The sequence below is a fragment of the Aromatoleum sp. genome, assembly GCF_032027225.1.
Taxonomy (GTDB): Bacteria; Pseudomonadota; Gammaproteobacteria; order Burkholderiales; family Rhodocyclaceae; genus Aromatoleum.
The window spans coordinates 78,435-96,676 of record NZ_JAVSMM010000020.1 but is presented as its reverse complement, the minus strand read 5'-3'; the positions used below and the strand labels follow the sequence as shown (position 1 = coordinate 96,676).

The window sequence follows — 18,242 nt, the reverse complement described above, 5'->3', positions numbered from 1 at the left end:
TGACGTAACTGAACAGAGCGTTCTGTTTGTGGTCGGTGCCACGCATCGAGATTATTGATTTGTTGATTCGAATGGAATTATATCAGCCCTGAAATACCCGCCAATACTAGGATTTATCGTAAATCAACACCCTGCTAGACCAGGATCGCTACTTCAACGAGATCGCACCATTCCCGCTGCTTCTTGAGCAGGTCTCGATCGCCGCCTTTCTCGACCGCGAAACCGCAAAGATTGACGCCCTCGTCGCCGAGCAGCAGAACCTGATCGCGCTGCTGAAGGAAAAGCGCCAGGCGCTGATCTCGCACGCGGTCACGAAGGGGCTGGATCCGGCGGCGCCGATGAAGGACTCGGGCGTCGCGTGGATGGGGGAGGTGCCGGCAGACTGGGAGGTGACACGACTGAAATTCGCTGTACTCGACGGCGATGGAATACAGATGGGGCCCTTCGGTGGAATGCTCTTGGATCTCGACGACGAGGACACCGGTTACAAGGTCTACGGTCAAGAAAACACGATCTCAGGCGATTTCACGCTAGGCAGCCGCTGGGTTAGCGAAGACAGATTCAACGAGCTCAAACGTTACTCGCTGGGCGACGGTGACGTGGTTCTCACGCACAAAGGCAGTCTCGGCAATGCAAGGCTCATCGCAGGTCTAGACCGGCCAGGGATCGCAGACTCAGATACGATTCGGATCCGTGCGAACGTCAATAAAGTCTCGCCGTGTTTTCTGGAGCTGCTGCTACATAACGCGGGTTACGTCGCGGAGCAAATACTCTATGCGCGACGGGGCGCTGTTCTCGCGGGGCTGAATACGGAGACAATCGCGAACATCACATTAGTGTTGCCACCGATTGTTGAACAGACCGCATTGTTGGATATGCTGACGAGGCGATTAGCGGAGTTCGATGACGGCATCGATGAGTGCAGCATGGGAATTGAATTGCTCAAGGAGCGGCGCACAGCCCTGATCTCAGCCGCCGTCACCGGCAAGATCGACGTCCGCGGCTCGATGAGCGCCCCTGCCACGCTGGACGCGAAAGCCGCATGACATCGAGCAGCGCGCTTCGCCCCCAAACGATCCAAATCTTCCTACCGCTCGGCGACCCGCGCAGCATCCGCGTCGCCGAAATCACGACCCGCATCGTGCAGGTGATCGAAGTGCCGCGTCCGCAACTGGACGCGTTCCTGCAGATGCCGGAGAGCGATCAAGTCGCTGTCTATTTCCTGTTCGGCCAAAGCGAAGACGGCGCCGATCCGAAAGTCTACATCGGCCAGACCGGCGACTTGCGCAAGCGGCTCGCGACCCACAACAAGGAAAAGGATTTCTGGCAGCGCGCCCTGGTCCTGATCTCGCGCACGAACACCCTGACGCAGACACACGGGCTGTTTCTGGAATGGCAGTGCATCCAGACCGCAAAGCAGGCCGCCCGCTACCGGACCGAGAACGGCAACGCCGGCACGAAACCGCACACACCCGCGCCGCTCGAGGCCGACTGCATCGAGATCTTCGATACCGGCCGCACGCTGCTGGCGACGCTCGGCTACCCGCTCTTCGAGCCTGTCGCGAATCTGCCCGGCCCGGTTGCCGACGCGGAGCTTTTCTACTGCCGACGCGCCGGCACCGATGCGCGCGGCGAATACACGCCGGAAGGCTTCGTCGTGCTGAAGGGCTCGAAAGGTCGCGTCCAGATCGCGAAGGGCTTCGAGAACCATTCCTTCGCGAAGCGTCGCGACGAGCTCATCGCACAGGGCAAGATCGTGATCGAGAACGGCGCGACGGTCTTTTCTGACGACGTGCTTTTTCCGTCGCCGAGCGGCGCCTCGGCAGTCGTTTGCGCGGCCGCGTCGAACGGCTGGCTGGATTGGAAGAATGCCCGAGGCGAGACCCTGAACGACGTGAAACGCGGCAACGGCAGCGGCACCTTCGGCGACTAGGCAAATCGACCCATGGCATCGACAACCTCACTCCACACCGAAAAGGCGCTCGAAGACGAGATCTGCGCCGACCTCGCCGAGCGCGGATGGCGCTACGACCCGACCGACGCTTCGCGCTACGACCGCACGCTGGCGCTGTTTCCCGATGATGTCGTGGGGTGGATCCAGGCGACTCAGCCGGACGCGTGGATTGCGATCGAGAAGACGCATGGCGCGAACGCGCGCAAGACGGTGATGGAGCGACTGCGCCGCACGCTCGCGGACCAGGGCACGCTGCACGTGCTGCGCCACGGCTTCGAGATGCTCGGCTTGCGGAAGCCGATCGCCATCGCGCAGTTCAAGCCCGCGCTCGCGATGAACCCGGAGCTGCAGACGAAGTACGTGGCCAACCGGCTGCGCGTCGTGCGGCAACTGCGGTACTCGCTGCACAACGAAAACTGCATCGACCTCGTGCTGTTCCTCAACGGCGTGCCGGTCGCAACCGTAGAGCTCAAGACCGACTACACGCAGGCGGTCGACAACGCGGTCTATCAGTACAAGAAGGACCGTCCGCCGAAAGTGCCGGGCAAGAACGTCGTGGAGCCGCTGCTCGCGTTCCCGCAGGGTGCGCTCGTGCATTTCGCCGTCAGCAACTCGGAAGTCCGGACGACGACGAAGCTCGCCGGGTTCGACACCGTTTTCCTGCCGTTCAACAAGGGCAACGATGGCGGCGCGGGCAACCTCCCGAATCCGGCCGGCTACGCGACCGATTATTTATGGAAGGAGGTCTGGTCGCCGGATTCGTGGCTCGAGATCCTCGGCCGCTACGTCGTGCCGACGAAGAACGACGCGCGGCAGCTCGTGAACGCGATCTTCCCGCGCTACCACCAGCTCGACGCGACGCGCGCGATCGTCGCCGCGGTGCGCCGCGATGGGCCCGGCGACAAATACCTGATCCAGCACTCGGCGGGCTCGGGCAAGACGAACTCGATCGCCTGGACGGCGCACTTCCTTGCCGACCTGCACGACGACGACAACTGCAAGGTATTCAACGCGGTGATCGTCGTATCCGACCGCACGGTGCTCGACGATCAGCTGCAGGAGGCGATCACCGGCTTCGAGCGCACGCACGGCGTCGTCGCCGTCGTGCGCGGCGATGGCGGCAGCAAGAGCGAGGAGCTCGCGCAGGCGCTGGCCGCGGGCAAAAAGATCGTCGTGTGCACGCTGCAGACCTTCCCGTTTGCGCTCGACAAGGTGCGCGAACTGGCCGCGACCGAGGGCAAGCGGTTCGCGGTCATCGCCGACGAGGCCCATTCGTCGCAGACCAACGAGACCGCAGCGCGGCTCAAGCAAGTGCTGTCGCCGGCGGAACTCGCGGAGCTCGCCGACGGCGGCGAGATCAGCACCGAGGACATCCTCGCCGCGCAGATGCAGGCAAAGGCGGCGGGCAAGGAGCTCGGTATCACGTTCGTCGCCTTCACCGCGACGCCGAAGGACAAGACGCTGCAGCTCTTCGGCACGCGCCCCGACCCGACACGCCCGCCCGCCGACGACAATCTCCCACGGCCGTTCCATGTGTATTCAATGCGTCAGGCGATCGAAGAGGGCTTCATCCTCGACGTGCTGCAGAACTACACGAGCTACAAGGTCGCGTTCAACCTCGCGCATGAGGGCCGCACGCTCTCGGTCGTCGATCGCGACGCCGCGATGAAGGGCATCATGGGCTGGGTGCGGCTGCATGAATTCAACATCGCGCAGCGCGTGCAGATCGTCGTCGAGCACTTCCGCGAACACGTCGCGCCGCTCCTCGACGGCAAGGCCAAGGCGATGGTCGTGACCGCGAGCCGCAAGGAGGCCGTGCGCTGGCAGCTCGCGATGCGCAAGTACATCGTCGAGCACGGCTATCGGATCAACACGCTCGTCGCGTTCTCGGGCGAGGTCATCGACCCCGAGTCCGCCCCGGACCCGATCACCGAAACCGGTGCGCTGATGAACCCGAACCTGAAGGGGCGCGGCATCCGCGAGGCGTTCAAGACGGGCGATTACGGGGTCCTGCTCGTTGCGAACAAGTTCCAGACCGGCTTCGACGAGCCGCTGCTGTGCGGCATGTACGTCGACAAGCGCCTCGCCGGCATCCAGGCGGTGCAGACCCTGTCGCGGCTGAATCGCGCCTTCCCGGGCAAGGACGCGACCTACGTGGTCGACTTCGTGAACGACGCCGACGAGATCCTCGCGGCCTTCAAGCAGTACCACACGACCGCGGAGCTCGCGGGCGTCAGCGATCCCGAGCTGATCTACACGCTGCGCGCGAAGCTCGACGGGCAGGGCTTTTACGACGGCTTCGAGGTCGAGCGCGTGGCCGAAGTCGCGACACGCGGACGCAGCCAGTCCGAACTCGATCGTGCGCTCGTTCCAGTCGCCGACCGCCTGCTGAAGCGTTTCGCAGCCGCGCAGACGCGGTTAGGGGCTGCGGAGGAAGGCAGCGAGGCCGCGCGCGCTGCGAAGCAGGAGATCGACGCGCTGAGCCTATTCAAGCGCGACATCGGCACCTACTTCCGCGTGTATGGCTTCCTGTCGCAGATCTTCAACTACGGCAATACGGACATCGAAAAGCGGGCGATCTTCTTCCGCCTTCTGCACAAGCTGCTCGACTTCGGGCGCGAGACCGAGACCGTCGATCTGTCGTCGCTCGCGCTGACGCATTACACGGTAAAGAACCTAGGCGCGCGCCGGCTCGTTCTCAGCGACCCGGGCGACGGTGACTACAAGCTGAAACCGACGGCGCCGGGCGGCGGCGAGGTGCGCGACAAGGAGAAGGCGGCGCTCGACGAGATCATCGCGCGGGTCAATGAACTCTTTGTCGGCGATCTGACGGAGGGCGACAAGCTGCTGTACGTGAATAACGCGATCAAGGGCAAGCTGCTCGAATGCGAAGTCCTGATCGAGCAGGCGGTGAACAATACGAAGGAGCAGTTCGGAAATTCGCCCGACCTCGACGCCCGCATCCTCGACGCCGTGATGGACGCCTTGTCGGCCTTCACGTCGATGAGCAAACAGGCGCTGGAGTCGGAGAAAATTCGGGCCGACATCAAGTCGATCTTGCTCGGCCCCGGCAAGCTCTATGAAACGCTCAGGGCGCAAGCCGGCAAGGGGTAGGTTCGCGCGCGAGGAAGTGCGAACCTCAATGCGAACCCGCGCTATGCATTTTAGCACCGGCTATCGTTTGATTTGATGCAGCACGTCGATTCAAGGTTCGCTCCGGACGCTTGCTCGCCGGAGCCGAGAAAGTGGGTGGGGACTATGGAGCAGATCGCGGGGATTATCGGTGCCCTTGCCCTTGCCGTTCTCGTTTACTGCGGCTTTCGCTCCTACCGAAAGATGCGCAAGCGGCGGCGAAGCGACGAACTGCGGCGCAACTATCGGTGCCTCACGATCACCCTGCCAGCTGTCGATCGCGAATGTGAGTGAGCCAGCGAGGGCTCAGGCGATTGGAATTCAACGATCCGATCAAGAAAGGGCATCATGCCGAAAGCGACATCGAACGGCGGACGTGTTCTCGATCGCGCTGACGCGCTAAGCGTGAAGAACCGCGGTATCCGACATCTGGATTCGCGAGCCCGGTCGTCCCGAAGCCAACGTACTGCGCGATGAGCGCCTGCTCGTCGGGCGTCGCCCACCGCTTTTCCTGCTCGAGCTTTTTGACGAGCTGCAGGATCTCGAGGTTGCGGGCCGCCGTCTCCGACCACGAGCCCGCGCGCGTCAGCGATCCATCCGGGGCTCGGTAGTCGTGCCGCTCGCCGGAAATTCCAGCGTCTCGGCGAGGATCTGCTCGGCGAGCCGGTTCTCGCGCATCGTCTGATAGCGCGCCGCGCCCATCCCCGGATCGTCCTTGAGCGCCTGATTCATTTCGCGCACTTCCCGGTCGCTCATCCGGCTGAACGCCTCGTCGAACGTCGCTTCCGCCTGCTCCGCGCGGCTCGTGATCCACGCGTCCAGCTCCCCGCTGCGGGTCAGGCGCGCGTACATCATCGGCGCGCGCTCCTGCATCGCTTCGGCGATCATCCGTTCGAGTCGGGGTCGGTTCGGGAACATCCTTCACTCCTTCGAGTGGGGGGGCGCGGCCAGCTTAGACGCCGACGCATGGTCCTTGCCCCGAAATTTTTGACGTTCGGGAAGGATACATGGCGTGGGATGCCAACCGGGCATGTTCCGTTCCGCCGACGGCTCGGGCCGTCCGGCTGGATTTACGGGCTGGAAGCTCGACGCCCTGACCGCCGCCCGTGTCATCCATGCCGCGGCCGCCGCCGGCCGTCTGACGACGATCAACACCGCCTCGCGCGCTGACGTCAAAGCGCTCACGTGTCTGCTGCAGCAACTCGAAGCCGACATGTCGAGATCCTCATGAGCATCACCCTGACCGTCGGACCCTCAATACCGCCGCGTCTCTCACAGGACTCAGGAAGCGCACGTTGTGGCGGCGGGTCGCGGACGGGCAGCTGCGAGCGCTCTCGACCGGCGCAGGTGAGCGGACCGGCGTCGCGCTGTCCCGACTGCGTCTCGCCCCTCGACGACGCCGAACTCGTCGTCGTCGCCGAGGCTGGAGACCCGGACGCGCAATGCGACCTCGCGCTGATGTTTCTCGCGCAGGGGCTCGCCGAGTCCGTGCTGCCGTGGCTCGAAGCCGCCGCCCGCCAGTACCACGTTGAGGCGATGGACTGACTCAGCCGCTGCTACATCTCTGGCAAGGGCGTGCCCGCAGACGAGAAGACCGGCGCCGACTGGATCGCGAAGGCGGCCAGCGCGGGCGCGGCACCGCCTCGCACATGGTTCGGTATCTCGAGTCCCCCGACCGTCTTCGCGAGCCCGCTGCCGTCGAAGCCGCGCTCGACGCGGGCGAGCGAAAGATTTGCTTGCCGTCCTCTACGAGACCGCCCATTAGAGTTCGAGGCAAGAGGGGGAGCCGGCGCCGCTGCCGGTTATAAATAGGACGAGGCCATGCGGCTTCTCTGAGTTCCCAAAGGCGCGCCCTCGGCCTGCTCATCGGGGCGACCGCTCCAGCCGAAAAACGCCGCCCCGAGACGAGTAATGAGCCGTGCCAAAAGTCGCGCAAATCAGTGACAAAGCGCGCGCGGCGTTACAGATTGAGCGTCGCGTGCCCGGCGGTGTCGACAGGGGCAGCGAAGATTTGGCTACACCCTGGCTACACGAGAAAAAAAACAAAAAGGCCAGTCCGCGAGAACTAGCCTAACTGTTTGATTCTATTGGTGGGGGCACTAGGATTCGAACCTAGGACCTACTGATTAAGAGTCAGCTGCTCTACCAACTGAGCTATACCCCCCGGAGCAGGCACGAGCGGAACCTGACTTATCGTGCCTGCGAATTTGGTAGGCCGTGCGGGATTCGAACCTGCGACCAACGGATTAAAAGTCCGCTGCTCTACCAGCTGAGCTAACGACCCAAACGCAGAAGGATTGCGATTCTATGTAATGTCTATTGTCCCGTCAACAAATCGTCGAAAATCGTTCTCAGATTTCCGTCACTTCGCCCTACACGCCGAACAGGCGGCGAAATCCTGCACCGAACGCTGCCATGAAGCCCGTTCTTCTCGCTTGGTTCCGCGCTTCGTACTGCATTGCCGCGTGTTGAACATCGATCATCAACGAGTCGAGCGTTCCGGGGGCGGTCGCTTCGACCGTGTGACGTCCGCTCAGCCCCGGTTCGAGCGACAGCGAGCTGTGTTTGCGCAATGCCGAGTTGATCACGAGCTTGAGGTAACCGGCGCGAACCGGCTTGGGCACGAAGCGATAGATCTGCCCCTGGTTGATCAGCGCGGTCACCGTATCCGCGTCGCCGTCGTCGGTCAGCATGACGGTCACGATTTGCGGATGGCGGCTCTTCATCAGCCGGACGAGGCGTGTCGCGTCGATCGATCCGACACGTGTCTCGGCGACGATGACGGAGACCGACTCCTTGTTCAGGATGTCGACGGCGTCGGCTAGGTTCTGCGTGTAGGAGACTTTTGCAGCTTCGCCGACGACCTCCGACACGGCCTGCGCCATCGCCGGGTCGTCGTCGATGACGAGGATGCAGCCGCCGTTTGCGACGATGGGCATCTCCTCGGTAACCTCCTCGCCGGACTCGGCGGGCCGGCTTCTCGCAATCTCGGCCGCCTGTGCGACGACTTTCGGCAATTCGCCGATGTTCCAGGGTTTGTTGATGAAGCGGAATACCTCGCTATCATTCACGGACTTGACGATCGCCTGCATGTCGGAATACCCGGTCAGAAGGATCCGCATCGTGCGCGGCGACAGGCGCTTCACTTCGCGAAGAACTTCGACTCCGGTCATCACCGGCATGCGCTGGTCGCTGATCACGACGTCGAAGTCATGCTGATTCACGAGGGCCAAGGCGTCCTGTCCGCTGCTCGCGGTGTGCACCTCGAATTCCCTTTGAAGCAGCCATTGCAGCGATCGGACGATATTGGGCTCGTCGTCGACACACAGGATCTTGCTCTTGTTGCTTGCCATGTCGTGTTCCTGGGCGTCCTACGCCGCTTTTACCAGCGGCTGCTGCGCCACGGGCAGCGTCACGATGAAAGTCGTACCGCCGCCGGCCCGGGTGGTGACCTTGATCTCGCCGCCGTGCTGAGCAACGATGTCCTTCGCAATCGCGAGGCCCAGTCCGGTGCCTTCGCCCGCGGGCTTGGTCGTGAAGTAAAGCTCGAAGATGTGCGGCAGCGCGTCTTCCGGAATTCCGCGTCCCGTATCCTCGACCTCGATCCGCGCCTTGCTCCCGGCCGTCATCGTCCGAACGGTGATGCGTCCGGCGCCGTTGATCGCTTGTGCTGCGTTATTGATCAGGTTGAGAAATACCTGATTGAGTTGCGACGGATTGCATTCGATTGCGGGCAGGTCCCCGTATTCCTCGACTAGCTCGATGCTCTTCGGAATTACGGACTTCGCGATGTAGGCGACCGTGTGCAGCGACTTGTTCAGGTCCGCGTGCGCGACGGCCGCGCGGTCGAGCCGGGTGAAATCGCGAAGGTTTACGACCATCTCGGACATCTGTCCGATGCCGTCGAGAACGTCGCCGAGCATTTCCTGCAGCATCGCGATATCGACAGCGCCGCCCTCGAGCTTGTCGAGGTTCGCCTTCAGCTGCGACACCTTGAGCGTGACCTTGTCGCCCTCTACGTCCTTGAGGATCATCGACATGCGGGCGGCAACCTTCATGGGCAGATCCATGCCCCCCAGCGCTTCGCGGACCATCAGCACGTTGTTCTGCGAAAAGGCGAGCGGCGTGTTGAGCTGGTGCGCGACGCCGGCGACCATCTGCCCGAGCGAGGCCATCTTTTCGGATTGGGCGAGCTGCTGGTGGCTATGCTCGCGCTCCTTTTCCTGGCGCCCGATGATCTTTTCGGCGCGTCGCACGATCAGCAGCAGGCCGGCGAAGAGCAGCGCGAGCAGTAGTGCGACGGCGCCGAGCTTACGATCGGAGGTCGCGTCGACCTTCGCCTGGTTCTCGAGCGCCGCCTCGGCCACCTTGCGCTGGTTGACCTCTGCCGCGAGCTGGATCTCGGACGACGTCTGCTCGATCCGGTTGAGGAAGGGGGTGACGTCCGAGTAGACCTCGAATACGCCGACGACGCGCGAGGAGCCGGGCTCGAGCACGGGCAGATAGCTCGAAATGAGATCGCGGTTCTCGACCTTGCCTTCGAACGCTGAGAATGTGTCGCGATGAGTCAATTCGCTTTTCGGTGTGCCATCGAGCGCTGCGCTGCGCCAGCCCGCGTTGGAGCTCTTGTCTTCGCCGATCTGTGCGTGCTCGGACGAATAGACGGTGATGCCGCGCAGGTCGAAGACCTTGATCTTGAAGACCGTGCTCTTGCGCATCGACTCGTATACTTTTGCGTCGAGTTCGCGGAATCCCGGCAGGGCCATGATGCGCTGGCCGATTTTAGCGAAGCAGGCCTTCTTCGGGGCGGTCGTGGACATGCTGCCGCCGTTCCCGACGTCGGGGAGATTGCGGCACTGCTCGGCGTCGATCGTCCGCGCCTGGGCGACGAAAGGCGCGAAATCCTTGGTCCACAGTGCGTTTGCGAACAGGCGCGCGAGGTTGACGTTGCCCGATTCATGGATCGCGAGCAGGTCGCGGCGCGCGGATTCGTCCTGCCGTTTCGCGAACGTCTGCTGCACGTCGTTGAAAAAGGAGCCTTGTTGGTCCTGGACCTGGCGGAGGATGGCTGCCTGTTGCTGTTCGAAGTAGATCAGGGTGAGGGCCACGAGGCAGAACATGCCAAGGCTGGCCAGCGTGAAATGGCGCACAAGCCGAAAGCGCATCGAAAGAATCCCGAAAAGGTTGTTATTCCGGCGTCAAGTTGCCGGATGTTACAAAACCCTTCGAGGAGCAGGGCTGATATAGATCAACCCGGGCGGGATGCTCCGCGGCGCGCGCGATCGGGTGCGGCGGCTTTACTGATAGGGGGTGGGGTCGGGAACGCCGGCCGCCTCGAAGCCGGCGCGCCGCAGCCGGCAGGCGTCGCAGGCGCCGCAGGCGCGGCCCGCATCGTCCGCCTGATAGCACGAGACGGTGTGGGCGTAGTCGACGCCGAGCGAGACGCCGCGCCGGATGATCTGCGCCTTTGACAAATCGATCAGCGGGGCATGGATCGTAATGTGTGAGCCTTCGACGCCCGCCTTTGTCGCGAGGTTGGCCATCTTCTCGAATGCCGCAATGAACTCGGGGCGGCAGTCCGGGTAGCCCGAGTAGTCGACTGCATTGACGCCGACGAAGATGTTCTGTGCGCCGAGTACTTCGGCCCACGCGAGCGCAATCGACAGCATCACGGTGTTGCGCGCCGGCACGTAAGTGACCGGGATGCCCTCGGCGTCGCCGCCGGTCGGCACCGGGATGGTCGCGTCGGTCAGGGCGGACCCGCCGAATTCATCTAAGTTTACGCGCGCGAGGCGGTGCTCCCGTGCGCCGAGCGTTCGGGCGACGAGCTTCGATGCGCTCAGTTCGGCGGCATGGCGCTGCCCGTATGCGATCGACAGCGCGAAGCACTCGAAACCCATGTCCCGTGCGATGGCGAGACAGGTCGCGGAGTCGAGTCCGCCGGAGAGCAATACGATGGCGCGCTGGGAGTCGGTCACGGCAGGTGAAGTCTGGAGCAGGGGAATCGGATGCGGTGGGCGAAGCAGCGGGCTTCAGCGCCCGCGCGCATCGCTCCAGAGCAACTTGTGCAATTGGAGTTGAAAGCGGACCGGCAGACGGTCCCGCACGATCCAGTCGGCGAGTAGCGCAGGATCCAGTTTGCCTTGTACCGGTGACAGCAGCACGGTGCAGCATCGGGCGAGGTCGTGTTCGCTGATGCGCGCCTTTGCCCAGCCGTAGTCAGCCTCGTCCGCGAGGACGATTTTTATCTCGTCGCGTTCGTTCAGCAGCGGGAGGTTCTCCCAGCGGTTGCGGTCAACCTCGCCCGAGCCGGGCGCCTTGAGATCGACGATGCGCGACACGCGGGGGTCGACCACGGAAATGTCGAGCGCACCGCTGGTTTCGAGCGACACGGAAAATCCCGCGTCGCATAGCGCCTTCAGCAAGGGTACGCAGGCCTTTTGCGCGAGCGGCTCGCCGCCGGTCACGCATACGTGGGCGATTCCACGGGCTGCGACGTCCTCGACGATTGCCTCGACGCTGCGGCTTTCGCCGCCCTGGAACGCGTATTTGGTATCGCACCAGACGCAACGCAGCGGGCAACCGCTGAGCCGGACGAATACCGTGGGGAGCCCGACGCGCGTCGATTCGCCTTGCAGCGACGAGAAGATTTCAGTGATCCGCAGCTTCGGGCTGCGGTCCGGTGCTGCCGTTGTCATGAACCGCTCAGGGCTTCTTCTTCGCGAGCCGCTGCTTGGCCGCGGTCGCGGCAGAACTTTCGGGGAAGCGCTCGACGATCTTCTTCAGCGTCTCCTGCGAGCTCTTCGCGTCGCCCAGCGCCTGCTGGCTGTTCGCCAGTCCGAGCAGTGCGTCCGGAGCGACCGGGTCGCGCGGCCAGTTCGTCAGCACGGCGTTGAAATAGTTGCTCGCAGTCGCGACTTCCTTGGCCTGCAGCGCGGCGTTGCCGGCCCAGAAGTGGGCGCCCGGCAGCAGAGAACTGCGCGGATGCTGGTTGATGAACTGTTCGAAACCGGTCAGCGCGTCCTTGTATTTTGCTTCCTTGAGGAGGTTCAAGGCCGTCTCGTATGCGGCCGATTCGGCGGCGGGGTCGGCCGGAGGCGTGGTCGGCACCGATGCGGTGCGGCTGCTCTCGATCTGCCGGACGCGATTGTCGAGGTCGACATAGAAATCGCGCTGGCGCTGTTTCAGCGATTCCATTTCGTGGAGCAGGACTTCGATCTGCCCGTGAAGCTTAGAAATCTCGGCCTTGAGCAACTCGTTCTGGTTCGCCAGTTCGAGTTGCCCGCGGCTGCTCGCCTCCAGCCGCTCGAGTCGACTGTTCGACTCCGAGCGCAACTCGATGATCGCCCGCCGGGCTTCGTCGTCGCCGAACAGGCCCGCTTGCGCGGGTCCGACCGACGACAGCGCCAGGAGCAGTGTCAGCGGCAGGAGGCGCTTCATCAAAACTCGCCCGAGTAGAGCATGTCGCCGCGGCGGTTCTGCGCGAAGCAGGCTTCATTGCTTTCGCTGCAGCGCGGCTTTTCTTCGCCGAGGCTCACGGACTCGATCTGCGACTCCTTCGCACCCAGCAGCGTCAGCGCCTGACGCACCGCGTCCGCGCGCTTCTGGCCCAGCGCGAGGTTGTATTCCCGGCTGCCGCGTTCGTCGGTGTTGCCCTGGATCAGCATCTTCATCTGCGGATTCTGGACCAGGAAGCGGGCGTGCGCTTCGACGAGCGGACGCGCGTCGGCCTTGATCACGAACTGATCGAAGTCGAAGAACACCGAGCGCTTCGACAGGATGTTGTTCGGGTCGGTCAGCGCCGCGATGCCGGAGCCGGCCGGGCTCGGCGCGGTGACGGTCGGTACGCCGGTGCCGGGCGTGCTGGACCGGTCTTCGACCGACGTGCCGGGTTGATCGAAGGTGCCGGTGCTGCTGCAGGCGGCAAGCAGCACGGTCAGCAGTGCGGGCAGAACAATTTTCTTCATTTGATTTTCCCTGAATTGGACGAACAGCAGTGTTGCTACCGGATGAGCGGGCCCCATGAGGGCTCGCGCACGTCGGCTGCCTGCACCGATAGACGCTGTTTCACCCGGCCATCGGTCGAGACGGCTGCAAGAACCCCTCGGCCTCCGCTTTCGGAAGCGTAGAGGATCATGCGGCTGTTGGGGGCGAAGCTGGGTGACTCGTCGCGTGCCGAGTCGGTGAGGATCGTGGTCTGACGGGTGGCGACGTCCATGACCGCCACCTGAAAGCGCCCGCCGTTCCGGGTGATGAACGCGAGACTCCGTCCATCCGGGGAAAGGCGTGGCGTGACGTTGTAACCGCCGTCGAAAGTGACCCGCTCGGCGCCGCCGCCTGCGGAGGAGATCCGGTAGATCTGCGGGCTTCCGCCACGATCCGAGGTGAAGTAGATCCACTGGCCGTCGGGCGACCAGTCGGGCTCCGTGTCGATGCCCGGCGAGGACGCCAGACGGCGTACGCCCGAGCCGTCAGCGTTGAGGACGTAAAGTTGCGATTGGCCGTCCTTCGTCAGCACAACGGCAAGGCGCTGCCCGTCGGGGGACCAGGCAGGCGCCGAATTCGAACCCTTGAAATTCGCGACCACCTGCCGCTGGCCGGTTGCAAGCGTATGAACGTAGACGACGGGCTTCTTCGCCTCGAACGACACGTACGCGAGGCGCTGTCCATCGGGCGCCCATGCGGGCGAGATGATCGGTTCGCGCGAGGCGAGCGCCGTCTGCGAGTTCATGCCGTCCGCGTCCGCGATCTGCAACTCGTAGCGCGGCCCGCTCTTCACGACGTAGGCAATCCGCGTCGCGAAATAGCCGGGCAGGCCGGTGAGTTTTTCGTAGACGAAATCGGCGATCCGGTGCGCGGTCGCGCGGTTCTGCGCGGGGGCCATGCGCAGCGCGAGCGCGCCGAGCTCGACTTGCTTCTGCGTGTCGAACAGGCGGAAGCGGACATCGTAGCGGCCGTCGGCCTGGGGGTAGATGCTGCCGCTGAGGACGGCGTCGGCACCCCGGCCGCGAATCGCGCCGAGGTCGGGCATCGTCGTGACCGGCACCGTGACCAGCCCCATGTCGATGAGACTGAAGAGGCCGCTGCGTTCGAGGTCCGCGCGGACCACGTCGGTGACTCCTCGTGGAAGCGAGGCTTCGTTCTCGAACATCGGAATCGCGACCGGAAAGCGCGTCGCGCCGGTGCCGGTGATTTCGATCGACAGTTGCGCCTCGGCCGCGCAGGAAAGCGCGGCGAGCGAAGCGACGAGCAGCAGGCGGATGTTCGAGAGGAGCTTGGTCATGGCTTATTATTGCCGTTAATCGGCGATTATAGCGAACAGCGGATCGGGACGCAGAAAGGAAAGCGTTCTGCGCGCTCAGCCCTCGTCGAGCGGCCTGAACCTCAGTTCCAGTGTCCGTTCGAAAAGTTCCTTCTGTTCCGGAAGCGGCAACGGACTGGAGCGCCGGATTGCCCGCTCGATCGCGTCGTCGAGCGCGGGGACGCCGGACGAGCGCTTGAGGCGGATCGCGAGCACTTCGCCGCTCGGGAGTTGATCGACGTCGAAGACCGCTTCGGGATTACCCGACAGCCCGGGCGGGCGCAGCAGGTTTCCACGCACCTTCGTGCGGATCGCGTTCGTGTAGGCGTCCTTGGCGCCGGCCGACCGGGCAGCCGCCACCCGCGCGGCATCGTCGCGCATCATGCGTTCGAGCTGCGTACGCTGGGTTTCCTGCGCCAACCGTTCCGTTATGTAATCGTCTTTCGGCGGCACTACCTCGCGCGGCTTTTCGGGTTCCGGTTTCTTCGGCTCGGGCTTCTTGGGCTCGGGTTTTTTCGTTTCCGGTTTCGGTTCCGGCTTCTTCGGTTCCGGCTCCGGTTTCGGTTCCGGCTTTTTCGGTTCAGGTTTTTTTGGTTCCGGCGCCTTCGTCGCGATGTCGGGTTTGACCTGCGGCTTCGGCTCGGGCTTCGGCGGCTCGGGCTTGGACTGCGGCGCTTTTGGGGGCTCCGGTTTCGGAGGTTCCGGCTTCGGAGCCGGTTTCTGCGGCTCGGGGGCGGGCGGGGGCGGGGGGGCCGGCCGCGACGGGACGGCGGCGACGAGATCGACCTGCATCGCAGCCGGCGGCGCGCTTTGCCAGCGAACGCCGAACACGAGGAACGCGATCAGCCCGAGATGAACCGCGATGGTCAGTCCGAGCGACGCCCATTTTCCCGGTTGATCGTGGTCGGAATGAGGAGTCCAGTGCTTCATCGCCCGCCGCTGCCGGCCTGCGTCTGCAGGCCCACCTTCTGAACGCCCGCCTGCCGCAGTCCGTTCAACGTGTCCATGACCTTTTCGTAGCTCACGCGCTTGTCGGCGGCGACGACGACGGGCTGCGCGGGATTGCGCTCGGTGGCGGCGCGCAACTCGCGCAGGAGTTCCATGTTGCTCAAGGGGCGTTCGCTCGCCGCGCCGGTCGCCTTCAGCGCGAGCGAGCCGTCCTGTTTGACGATGACGATCATCGCTTCGGCGGGCGGCTGCGGGACGTCGGCAACCGATGGCAGTTCGACGTTGCCGGTCTGGATCATCGGCGCGGTGACCATGAAGATCACGAGCAGGACCAGCATCACGTCGATATACGGCACGACGTTGATCTGGTTCATCAGGCGGCGTTGGCGCATCGTCGGACTCCGCCGTTCAGCGCAACTGGCGTTGCAGGATGTTCGAGAATTCTTCGATGAAACTCTCGAAACGGATGCCGATGCGGTCGATGTCGTGGGCGAAGCGGTTGTACGCGACCACCGCCGGAATTGCCGCGAAGAGACCGATCGCGGTGGCGACGAGCGCCTCGGCGATACCCGGGGCGACGTGGGCGAGCGTGGCGGAGCTGACGTTCGACAGGCCGCGGAACGCATTCATGATCCCCCAGACCGTCCCGAGCAGGCCGATGTAGGGAGAGACCGAGCCGACCGACGCGAGAAACGCGAGGTGCGCTTCGAGATCGTCGACCTCGCGCTGATAGGTCGCGCGCATCGCACGTCGCGCGCCGTCGATGATCGCGGCATGATCGTGGCTCTTGGCGCGCAGCTTCGTGAATTCGCGGTAGCCGGCTTCGAAGATGCGTTCCATGCCGCCGCTCTGATGGCGCGCAGCGGCAGCCGACTGGAACAGGCCGTTGAGGTCTCCGCCGCTCCAGAAGTCGCGTTCGAAGCTATTGGTCTTGCTGCGGGCGGCGCGGATCTGGAACGACTTGCGGAAAATCCAGTACCACGAGACGAGCGAGAGGCTGGCGAGCAGCGTCATCACGAGCTGGACGAGGACGCTCGCCTCGCTGATCAGACTGATGATCGAAAGATCCTGGGTGACATTCATGCTTGAGCGAGTTCTTCGAGTTTTGTGCGGACTTCGGTGGGCAGGGGAACGGGACGTTTCTTGTCGAGGTTGACACAGGCGATCACGAAGCGGCCTTCGAACAGGAGGTCGTCGCCGCGCACGATCTTCTGTCTGAACACCAGGCTCGCGCCGCCGAGCGATTCGAGGTGCGACAGCACCCTTAACGCGTCGTCGAGCAATCCGGGTGACAGGTAATCGGCCTGTACCGAGCGCACGACGAACGCAATCCGTTGTCTTGCGAGCAGGGTCTGCTGCTCGAACCCGATTTCCCGCAGGCATTCGGTCCGAGCGCGCTCGCAGTACCGGAGGTAATTCGCGTAGTAGACGACACCCGCGGCGTCGGTGTCTTCGTAGTAGACGCGGACCGGCAGCGCGAAGCGGACGTGCTGCGCGGCTGGTGCGAACTGCTCGGTAGTTTGCATCGCAGCATTCTAGCCGAGTCCCGCCTCGCGCTGTACGCCAAAAGACCTCGTCGACCTCTCAAAAAGTAAGGCGAATCGGGTAGGTTCGTAATCCCCGGACTATCCGAAAGGGGTAGAAAAGCCAGCCGGCACGGGTGATTTCCGCAAACCCGGTTTTCAAAATGCTATTCTTCGAGGCTCCCCGAACCACCCGACGATCCGTCAGGACAGGCTGCAACGTGGTCCTTCCATTTTTCGGCAAGAAGCCCGCTCCGGGCGCAGGCCCTGCCGGCAACGCCCGGGGGAGTTCCGTGCCCGACGCCGCGACGGAACTTTCGCCGCGCGATTTTCCCGATGACGCCCCGCACGCGCTGGCGCAGTACGCCGATCTCGTCGAAGTCCGCGAAGTCGCAGCGGGGCTCGGCACCGTGTATGAGGAAGCGGCGGTGCTGTATGCGAACGGCAATGTCGGGGCGGCCGAAGCGGTGCTCGAGGCGGCGCTCGGCAGTTCGTCCGGTCACGCCGGCGAGGGCGTGTGGATGATGCTTCTCGACCTGTACCGGCTGAGCGGTCAGCGCCAGCGGTTCGAAACCCGCGTGGTCGATTACGCCACCCGCTTCGAGCGATCGCCGCCGCCGTGGCAGGACCTGTCGGCCGCGCCGGCCCGCGAGCGCCCCCACTCGCGGCCACTCGTCGCACTGTCCGGCAGCCTCTCCGGTCAGGCCGCGGCGCAGTTCGAGCAGATCGCGATCATCGCAAAAAGAAGCGGCGTCATCCGCATCGATCTCGGACACTTGCGCTCGGTCGATGAGACCGGGTGCGCGATGTTCCGGCAACGGCTGAACGAACTCGCGGCGGAGCGCGTCAAGGTGTCGCTGCTGAAATGCGCGCGGCTCGCCGACATGCTGTTCGGGCAGGTGCGCGTCGGGCGCGCCGAGGGTCGCGACGGATGGCTGCTGTTGCTCGAAATGCTGCAATACACGGGCGAGCAGGATCGATTCGAGCAACTCGCGGTCGACTACGCGATCACCTTCGAGGAATCCCCACCGTCGTGGGAGGCGAAGGTCGAACAGGAGGCGCAATCGACCGCCGCGCTCGAAGCGGTCGCCGCAGCGAACGACGGTTTCAGCCTCGACGGCGAAGTGACGGGCGCGACGGCCGACATCATGCGAAAGCTCACCGAGTACGCCGCGGAGCGTCAGCAGGTGGAGGTCGATTGCACCGGACTTCGGCGCATGGATTTCGTCAGCGCGGGCATGTTGTTCAACGCGCTTGCCGACCTGAAGACTCAGGGCAAGCAGGTCGCTCTTAAAAACGTGAACGCCATGGTCGCCGCATTGTTGCGCGTCATGAGCGTCGATCAGGTGGCGCAGGTGGCGCTTCGCGCGTGACTGCGCAGCCG

19 protein-coding genes and 2 tRNA genes are annotated in these 18,242 nt (G+C 63.9%); 6 read left to right on the top strand and 15 right to left on the bottom strand.

The genetic code is table 11. The features are described from left to right. Positions 1–134: 134 nt before the first annotated feature. On the bottom strand, positions 135–305 hold the full coding sequence (locus ROZ37_RS18670) for a hypothetical protein (RefSeq protein WP_312661613.1): 171 nt from the start codon (positions 303–305) through the stop codon (positions 135–137). A gap of 33 nt (positions 306–338) precedes the next feature. Between ROZ37_RS18670 and ROZ37_RS18665 the strand changes: the two genes are divergently transcribed. From ROZ37_RS18665 to ROZ37_RS18655, 3 genes are read left to right on the top strand one after another with little or no spacing between them, the layout of a single operon-like run. Beyond that, positions 339–1,046 (top strand): hypothetical protein, encoded by a 708-nt coding sequence (locus ROZ37_RS18665; RefSeq protein ID WP_312661612.1) that lies wholly within the window; start codon positions 339–341, stop codon positions 1,044–1,046. Beyond that, positions 1,043–1,933: a GIY-YIG nuclease family protein gene (locus tag ROZ37_RS18660; RefSeq protein WP_312661611.1), complete on the top strand. Its 891-nt coding sequence runs from the start codon at positions 1,043–1,045 to the stop codon at positions 1,931–1,933. The genes ROZ37_RS18665 and ROZ37_RS18660 overlap by 4 nt, the downstream gene beginning before the upstream one ends. Positions 1,934–1,945: 12 nt before the next feature. Continuing rightward, positions 1,946–5,068 (top strand): type I restriction endonuclease, encoded by a 3,123-nt coding sequence (locus ROZ37_RS18655; RefSeq protein ID WP_312661610.1) that lies wholly within the window; start codon positions 1,946–1,948, stop codon positions 5,066–5,068. 603 nt (positions 5,069–5,671) lie between these two features. Here ROZ37_RS18655 and ROZ37_RS18650 read toward each other — a convergent pair. Then, positions 5,672–6,004, bottom strand: coding sequence for a hypothetical protein (locus ROZ37_RS18650; protein ID WP_312661609.1), 333 nt, complete (start codon positions 6,002–6,004; stop codon positions 5,672–5,674). Between the two features lie 112 nt (positions 6,005–6,116). Between ROZ37_RS18650 and ROZ37_RS18645 the strand changes: the two genes are divergently transcribed. Further along, positions 6,117–6,317, top strand: a complete 201-nt coding sequence (locus tag ROZ37_RS18645) for a hypothetical protein (RefSeq protein WP_312661608.1) — start codon at positions 6,117–6,119, stop codon at positions 6,315–6,317. Positions 6,318–6,433: 116 nt separating this feature from the next. Further along, complete coding sequence (locus ROZ37_RS18640) at positions 6,434–6,631, top strand: hypothetical protein (RefSeq protein WP_312661606.1); 198 nt, start codon at positions 6,434–6,436, stop codon at positions 6,629–6,631. Positions 6,632–7,174: 543 nt separating this feature from the next. On the opposite strand, the gene ROZ37_RS18635 is transcribed toward ROZ37_RS18640, so the two are convergent. The 13 genes from ROZ37_RS18635 to ybgC all read right to left on the bottom strand — a co-directional run bounded on the left by ROZ37_RS18635 (position 7,175) and on the right by ybgC (position 16,861). After that, positions 7,175–7,250, bottom strand: a tRNA-Lys gene (locus ROZ37_RS18635). Between the two features lie 44 nt (positions 7,251–7,294). Then, positions 7,295–7,370 (bottom strand) — tRNA-Lys (locus tag ROZ37_RS18630). 88 nt (positions 7,371–7,458) lie between these two features. After that, entirely contained in the window at positions 7,459–8,439 is a 981-nt protein-coding gene (locus ROZ37_RS18625) for a response regulator (protein WP_312661605.1), read from the bottom strand. Positions 8,440–8,457: 18 nt separating this feature from the next. Continuing rightward, positions 8,458–10,251, bottom strand: coding sequence for an ATP-binding protein (locus ROZ37_RS18620; protein WP_312661603.1), 1,794 nt, complete (start codon positions 10,249–10,251; stop codon positions 8,458–8,460). 132 nt (positions 10,252–10,383) lie between these two features. Further along, on the bottom strand, positions 10,384–11,064 hold the full coding sequence (gene queC / locus ROZ37_RS18615) for a 7-cyano-7-deazaguanine synthase QueC (protein ID WP_312661600.1): 681 nt from the start codon (positions 11,062–11,064) through the stop codon (positions 10,384–10,386). A 54-nt stretch (positions 11,065–11,118) separates the two neighbouring features. Further along, complete coding sequence (gene queE, locus ROZ37_RS18610; RefSeq protein WP_312661598.1) at positions 11,119–11,784, bottom strand: 7-carboxy-7-deazaguanine synthase QueE; 666 nt, start codon at positions 11,782–11,784, stop codon at positions 11,119–11,121. 7 nt (positions 11,785–11,791) lie between these two features. Then, positions 11,792–12,526 (bottom strand): tol-pal system protein YbgF, encoded by a 735-nt coding sequence (gene ybgF / locus ROZ37_RS18605; RefSeq protein WP_312661595.1) that lies wholly within the window; start codon positions 12,524–12,526, stop codon positions 11,792–11,794. Then, the gene (gene pal / locus ROZ37_RS18600) at positions 12,526–13,053 is read right to left on the bottom strand and encodes a peptidoglycan-associated lipoprotein Pal (protein ID WP_312661593.1); all 528 of its coding nucleotides are present in this window, start codon (positions 13,051–13,053) and stop codon (positions 12,526–12,528) included. The genes ybgF and pal overlap by 1 nt, the downstream gene beginning before the upstream one ends. Positions 13,054–13,088: 35 nt before the next feature. Next, positions 13,089–14,369 (bottom strand): Tol-Pal system beta propeller repeat protein TolB, encoded by a 1,281-nt coding sequence (gene tolB / locus ROZ37_RS18595; RefSeq protein WP_312661592.1) that lies wholly within the window; start codon positions 14,367–14,369, stop codon positions 13,089–13,091. Positions 14,370–14,444: 75 nt separating this feature from the next. Further along, positions 14,445–15,317 carry an energy transducer TonB gene (locus tag ROZ37_RS18590; protein WP_312661591.1) on the bottom strand — a complete coding sequence of 291 codons (873 nt, stop codon included), beginning with the start codon at positions 15,315–15,317 and terminating at the stop codon, positions 14,445–14,447. After that, positions 15,314–15,727: a protein TolR gene (gene tolR, locus ROZ37_RS18585; protein WP_312661589.1), complete on the bottom strand. Its 414-nt coding sequence runs from the start codon at positions 15,725–15,727 to the stop codon at positions 15,314–15,316. Before tolR ends, ROZ37_RS18590 begins: the two co-directional genes overlap by 4 nt. Before the next feature lie 16 nt (positions 15,728–15,743). Further along, on the bottom strand, positions 15,744–16,418 hold the full coding sequence (tolQ, locus tag ROZ37_RS18580) for a protein TolQ (protein ID WP_312661588.1): 675 nt from the start codon (positions 16,416–16,418) through the stop codon (positions 15,744–15,746). Then, the gene (ybgC, locus tag ROZ37_RS18575; RefSeq protein ID WP_312661587.1) at positions 16,415–16,861 is read right to left on the bottom strand and encodes a tol-pal system-associated acyl-CoA thioesterase; all 447 of its coding nucleotides are present in this window, start codon (positions 16,859–16,861) and stop codon (positions 16,415–16,417) included. The genes tolQ and ybgC overlap by 4 nt, the downstream gene beginning before the upstream one ends. 218 nt (positions 16,862–17,079) lie before the next feature. Here ybgC and ROZ37_RS18570 point away from each other — a divergent pair, with 218 nt between their 5' ends. Next, positions 17,080–18,231, top strand: a complete 1,152-nt coding sequence (locus ROZ37_RS18570) for an STAS domain-containing protein (protein WP_409449975.1) — start codon at positions 17,080–17,082, stop codon at positions 18,229–18,231. Positions 18,232–18,242: the final 11 nt, after the last annotated feature.

Coding starts and splice junctions, on each gene's coding strand:
- ROZ37_RS18655 (WP_312661610.1), top strand. CDS start 1,946: ATGGCATCGACAACCTCACTCCACACCGAAAAGGCGCTCGAAGACGAG.
- ROZ37_RS18620 (WP_312661603.1), bottom strand. CDS start 10,251: ATGCGCTTTCGGCTTGTGCGCCATTTCACGCTGGCCAGCCTTGGCATG.
- ROZ37_RS18660 (WP_312661611.1), top strand. CDS start 1,043: ATGACATCGAGCAGCGCGCTTCGCCCCCAAACGATCCAAATCTTCCTA.
- ROZ37_RS18645 (WP_312661608.1), top strand. CDS start 6,117: ATGTTCCGTTCCGCCGACGGCTCGGGCCGTCCGGCTGGATTTACGGGC.
- queE (WP_312661598.1), bottom strand. CDS start 11,784: ATGACAACGGCAGCACCGGACCGCAGCCCGAAGCTGCGGATCACTGAA.
- ROZ37_RS18625 (WP_312661605.1), bottom strand. CDS start 8,439: ATGGCAAGCAACAAGAGCAAGATCCTGTGTGTCGACGACGAGCCCAAT.
- ybgC (WP_312661587.1), bottom strand. CDS start 16,861: ATGCAAACTACCGAGCAGTTCGCACCAGCCGCGCAGCACGTCCGCTTC.
- tolQ (WP_312661588.1), bottom strand. CDS start 16,418: ATGAATGTCACCCAGGATCTTTCGATCATCAGTCTGATCAGCGAGGCG.
- ROZ37_RS18650 (WP_312661609.1), bottom strand. CDS start 6,004: ATGTTCCCGAACCGACCCCGACTCGAACGGATGATCGCCGAAGCGATG.
- ROZ37_RS18590 (WP_312661591.1), bottom strand. CDS start 15,317: ATGAAGCACTGGACTCCTCATTCCGACCACGATCAACCGGGAAAATGG.
- tolR (WP_312661589.1), bottom strand. CDS start 15,727: ATGCGCCAACGCCGCCTGATGAACCAGATCAACGTCGTGCCGTATATC.
- tolB (WP_312661592.1), bottom strand. CDS start 14,369: ATGACCAAGCTCCTCTCGAACATCCGCCTGCTGCTCGTCGCTTCGCTC.
- ybgF (WP_312661595.1), bottom strand. CDS start 12,526: ATGAAGCGCCTCCTGCCGCTGACACTGCTCCTGGCGCTGTCGTCGGTC.
- ROZ37_RS18665 (WP_312661612.1), top strand. CDS start 339: ATGAAGGACTCGGGCGTCGCGTGGATGGGGGAGGTGCCGGCAGACTGG.
- pal (WP_312661593.1), bottom strand. CDS start 13,053: ATGAAGAAAATTGTTCTGCCCGCACTGCTGACCGTGCTGCTTGCCGCC.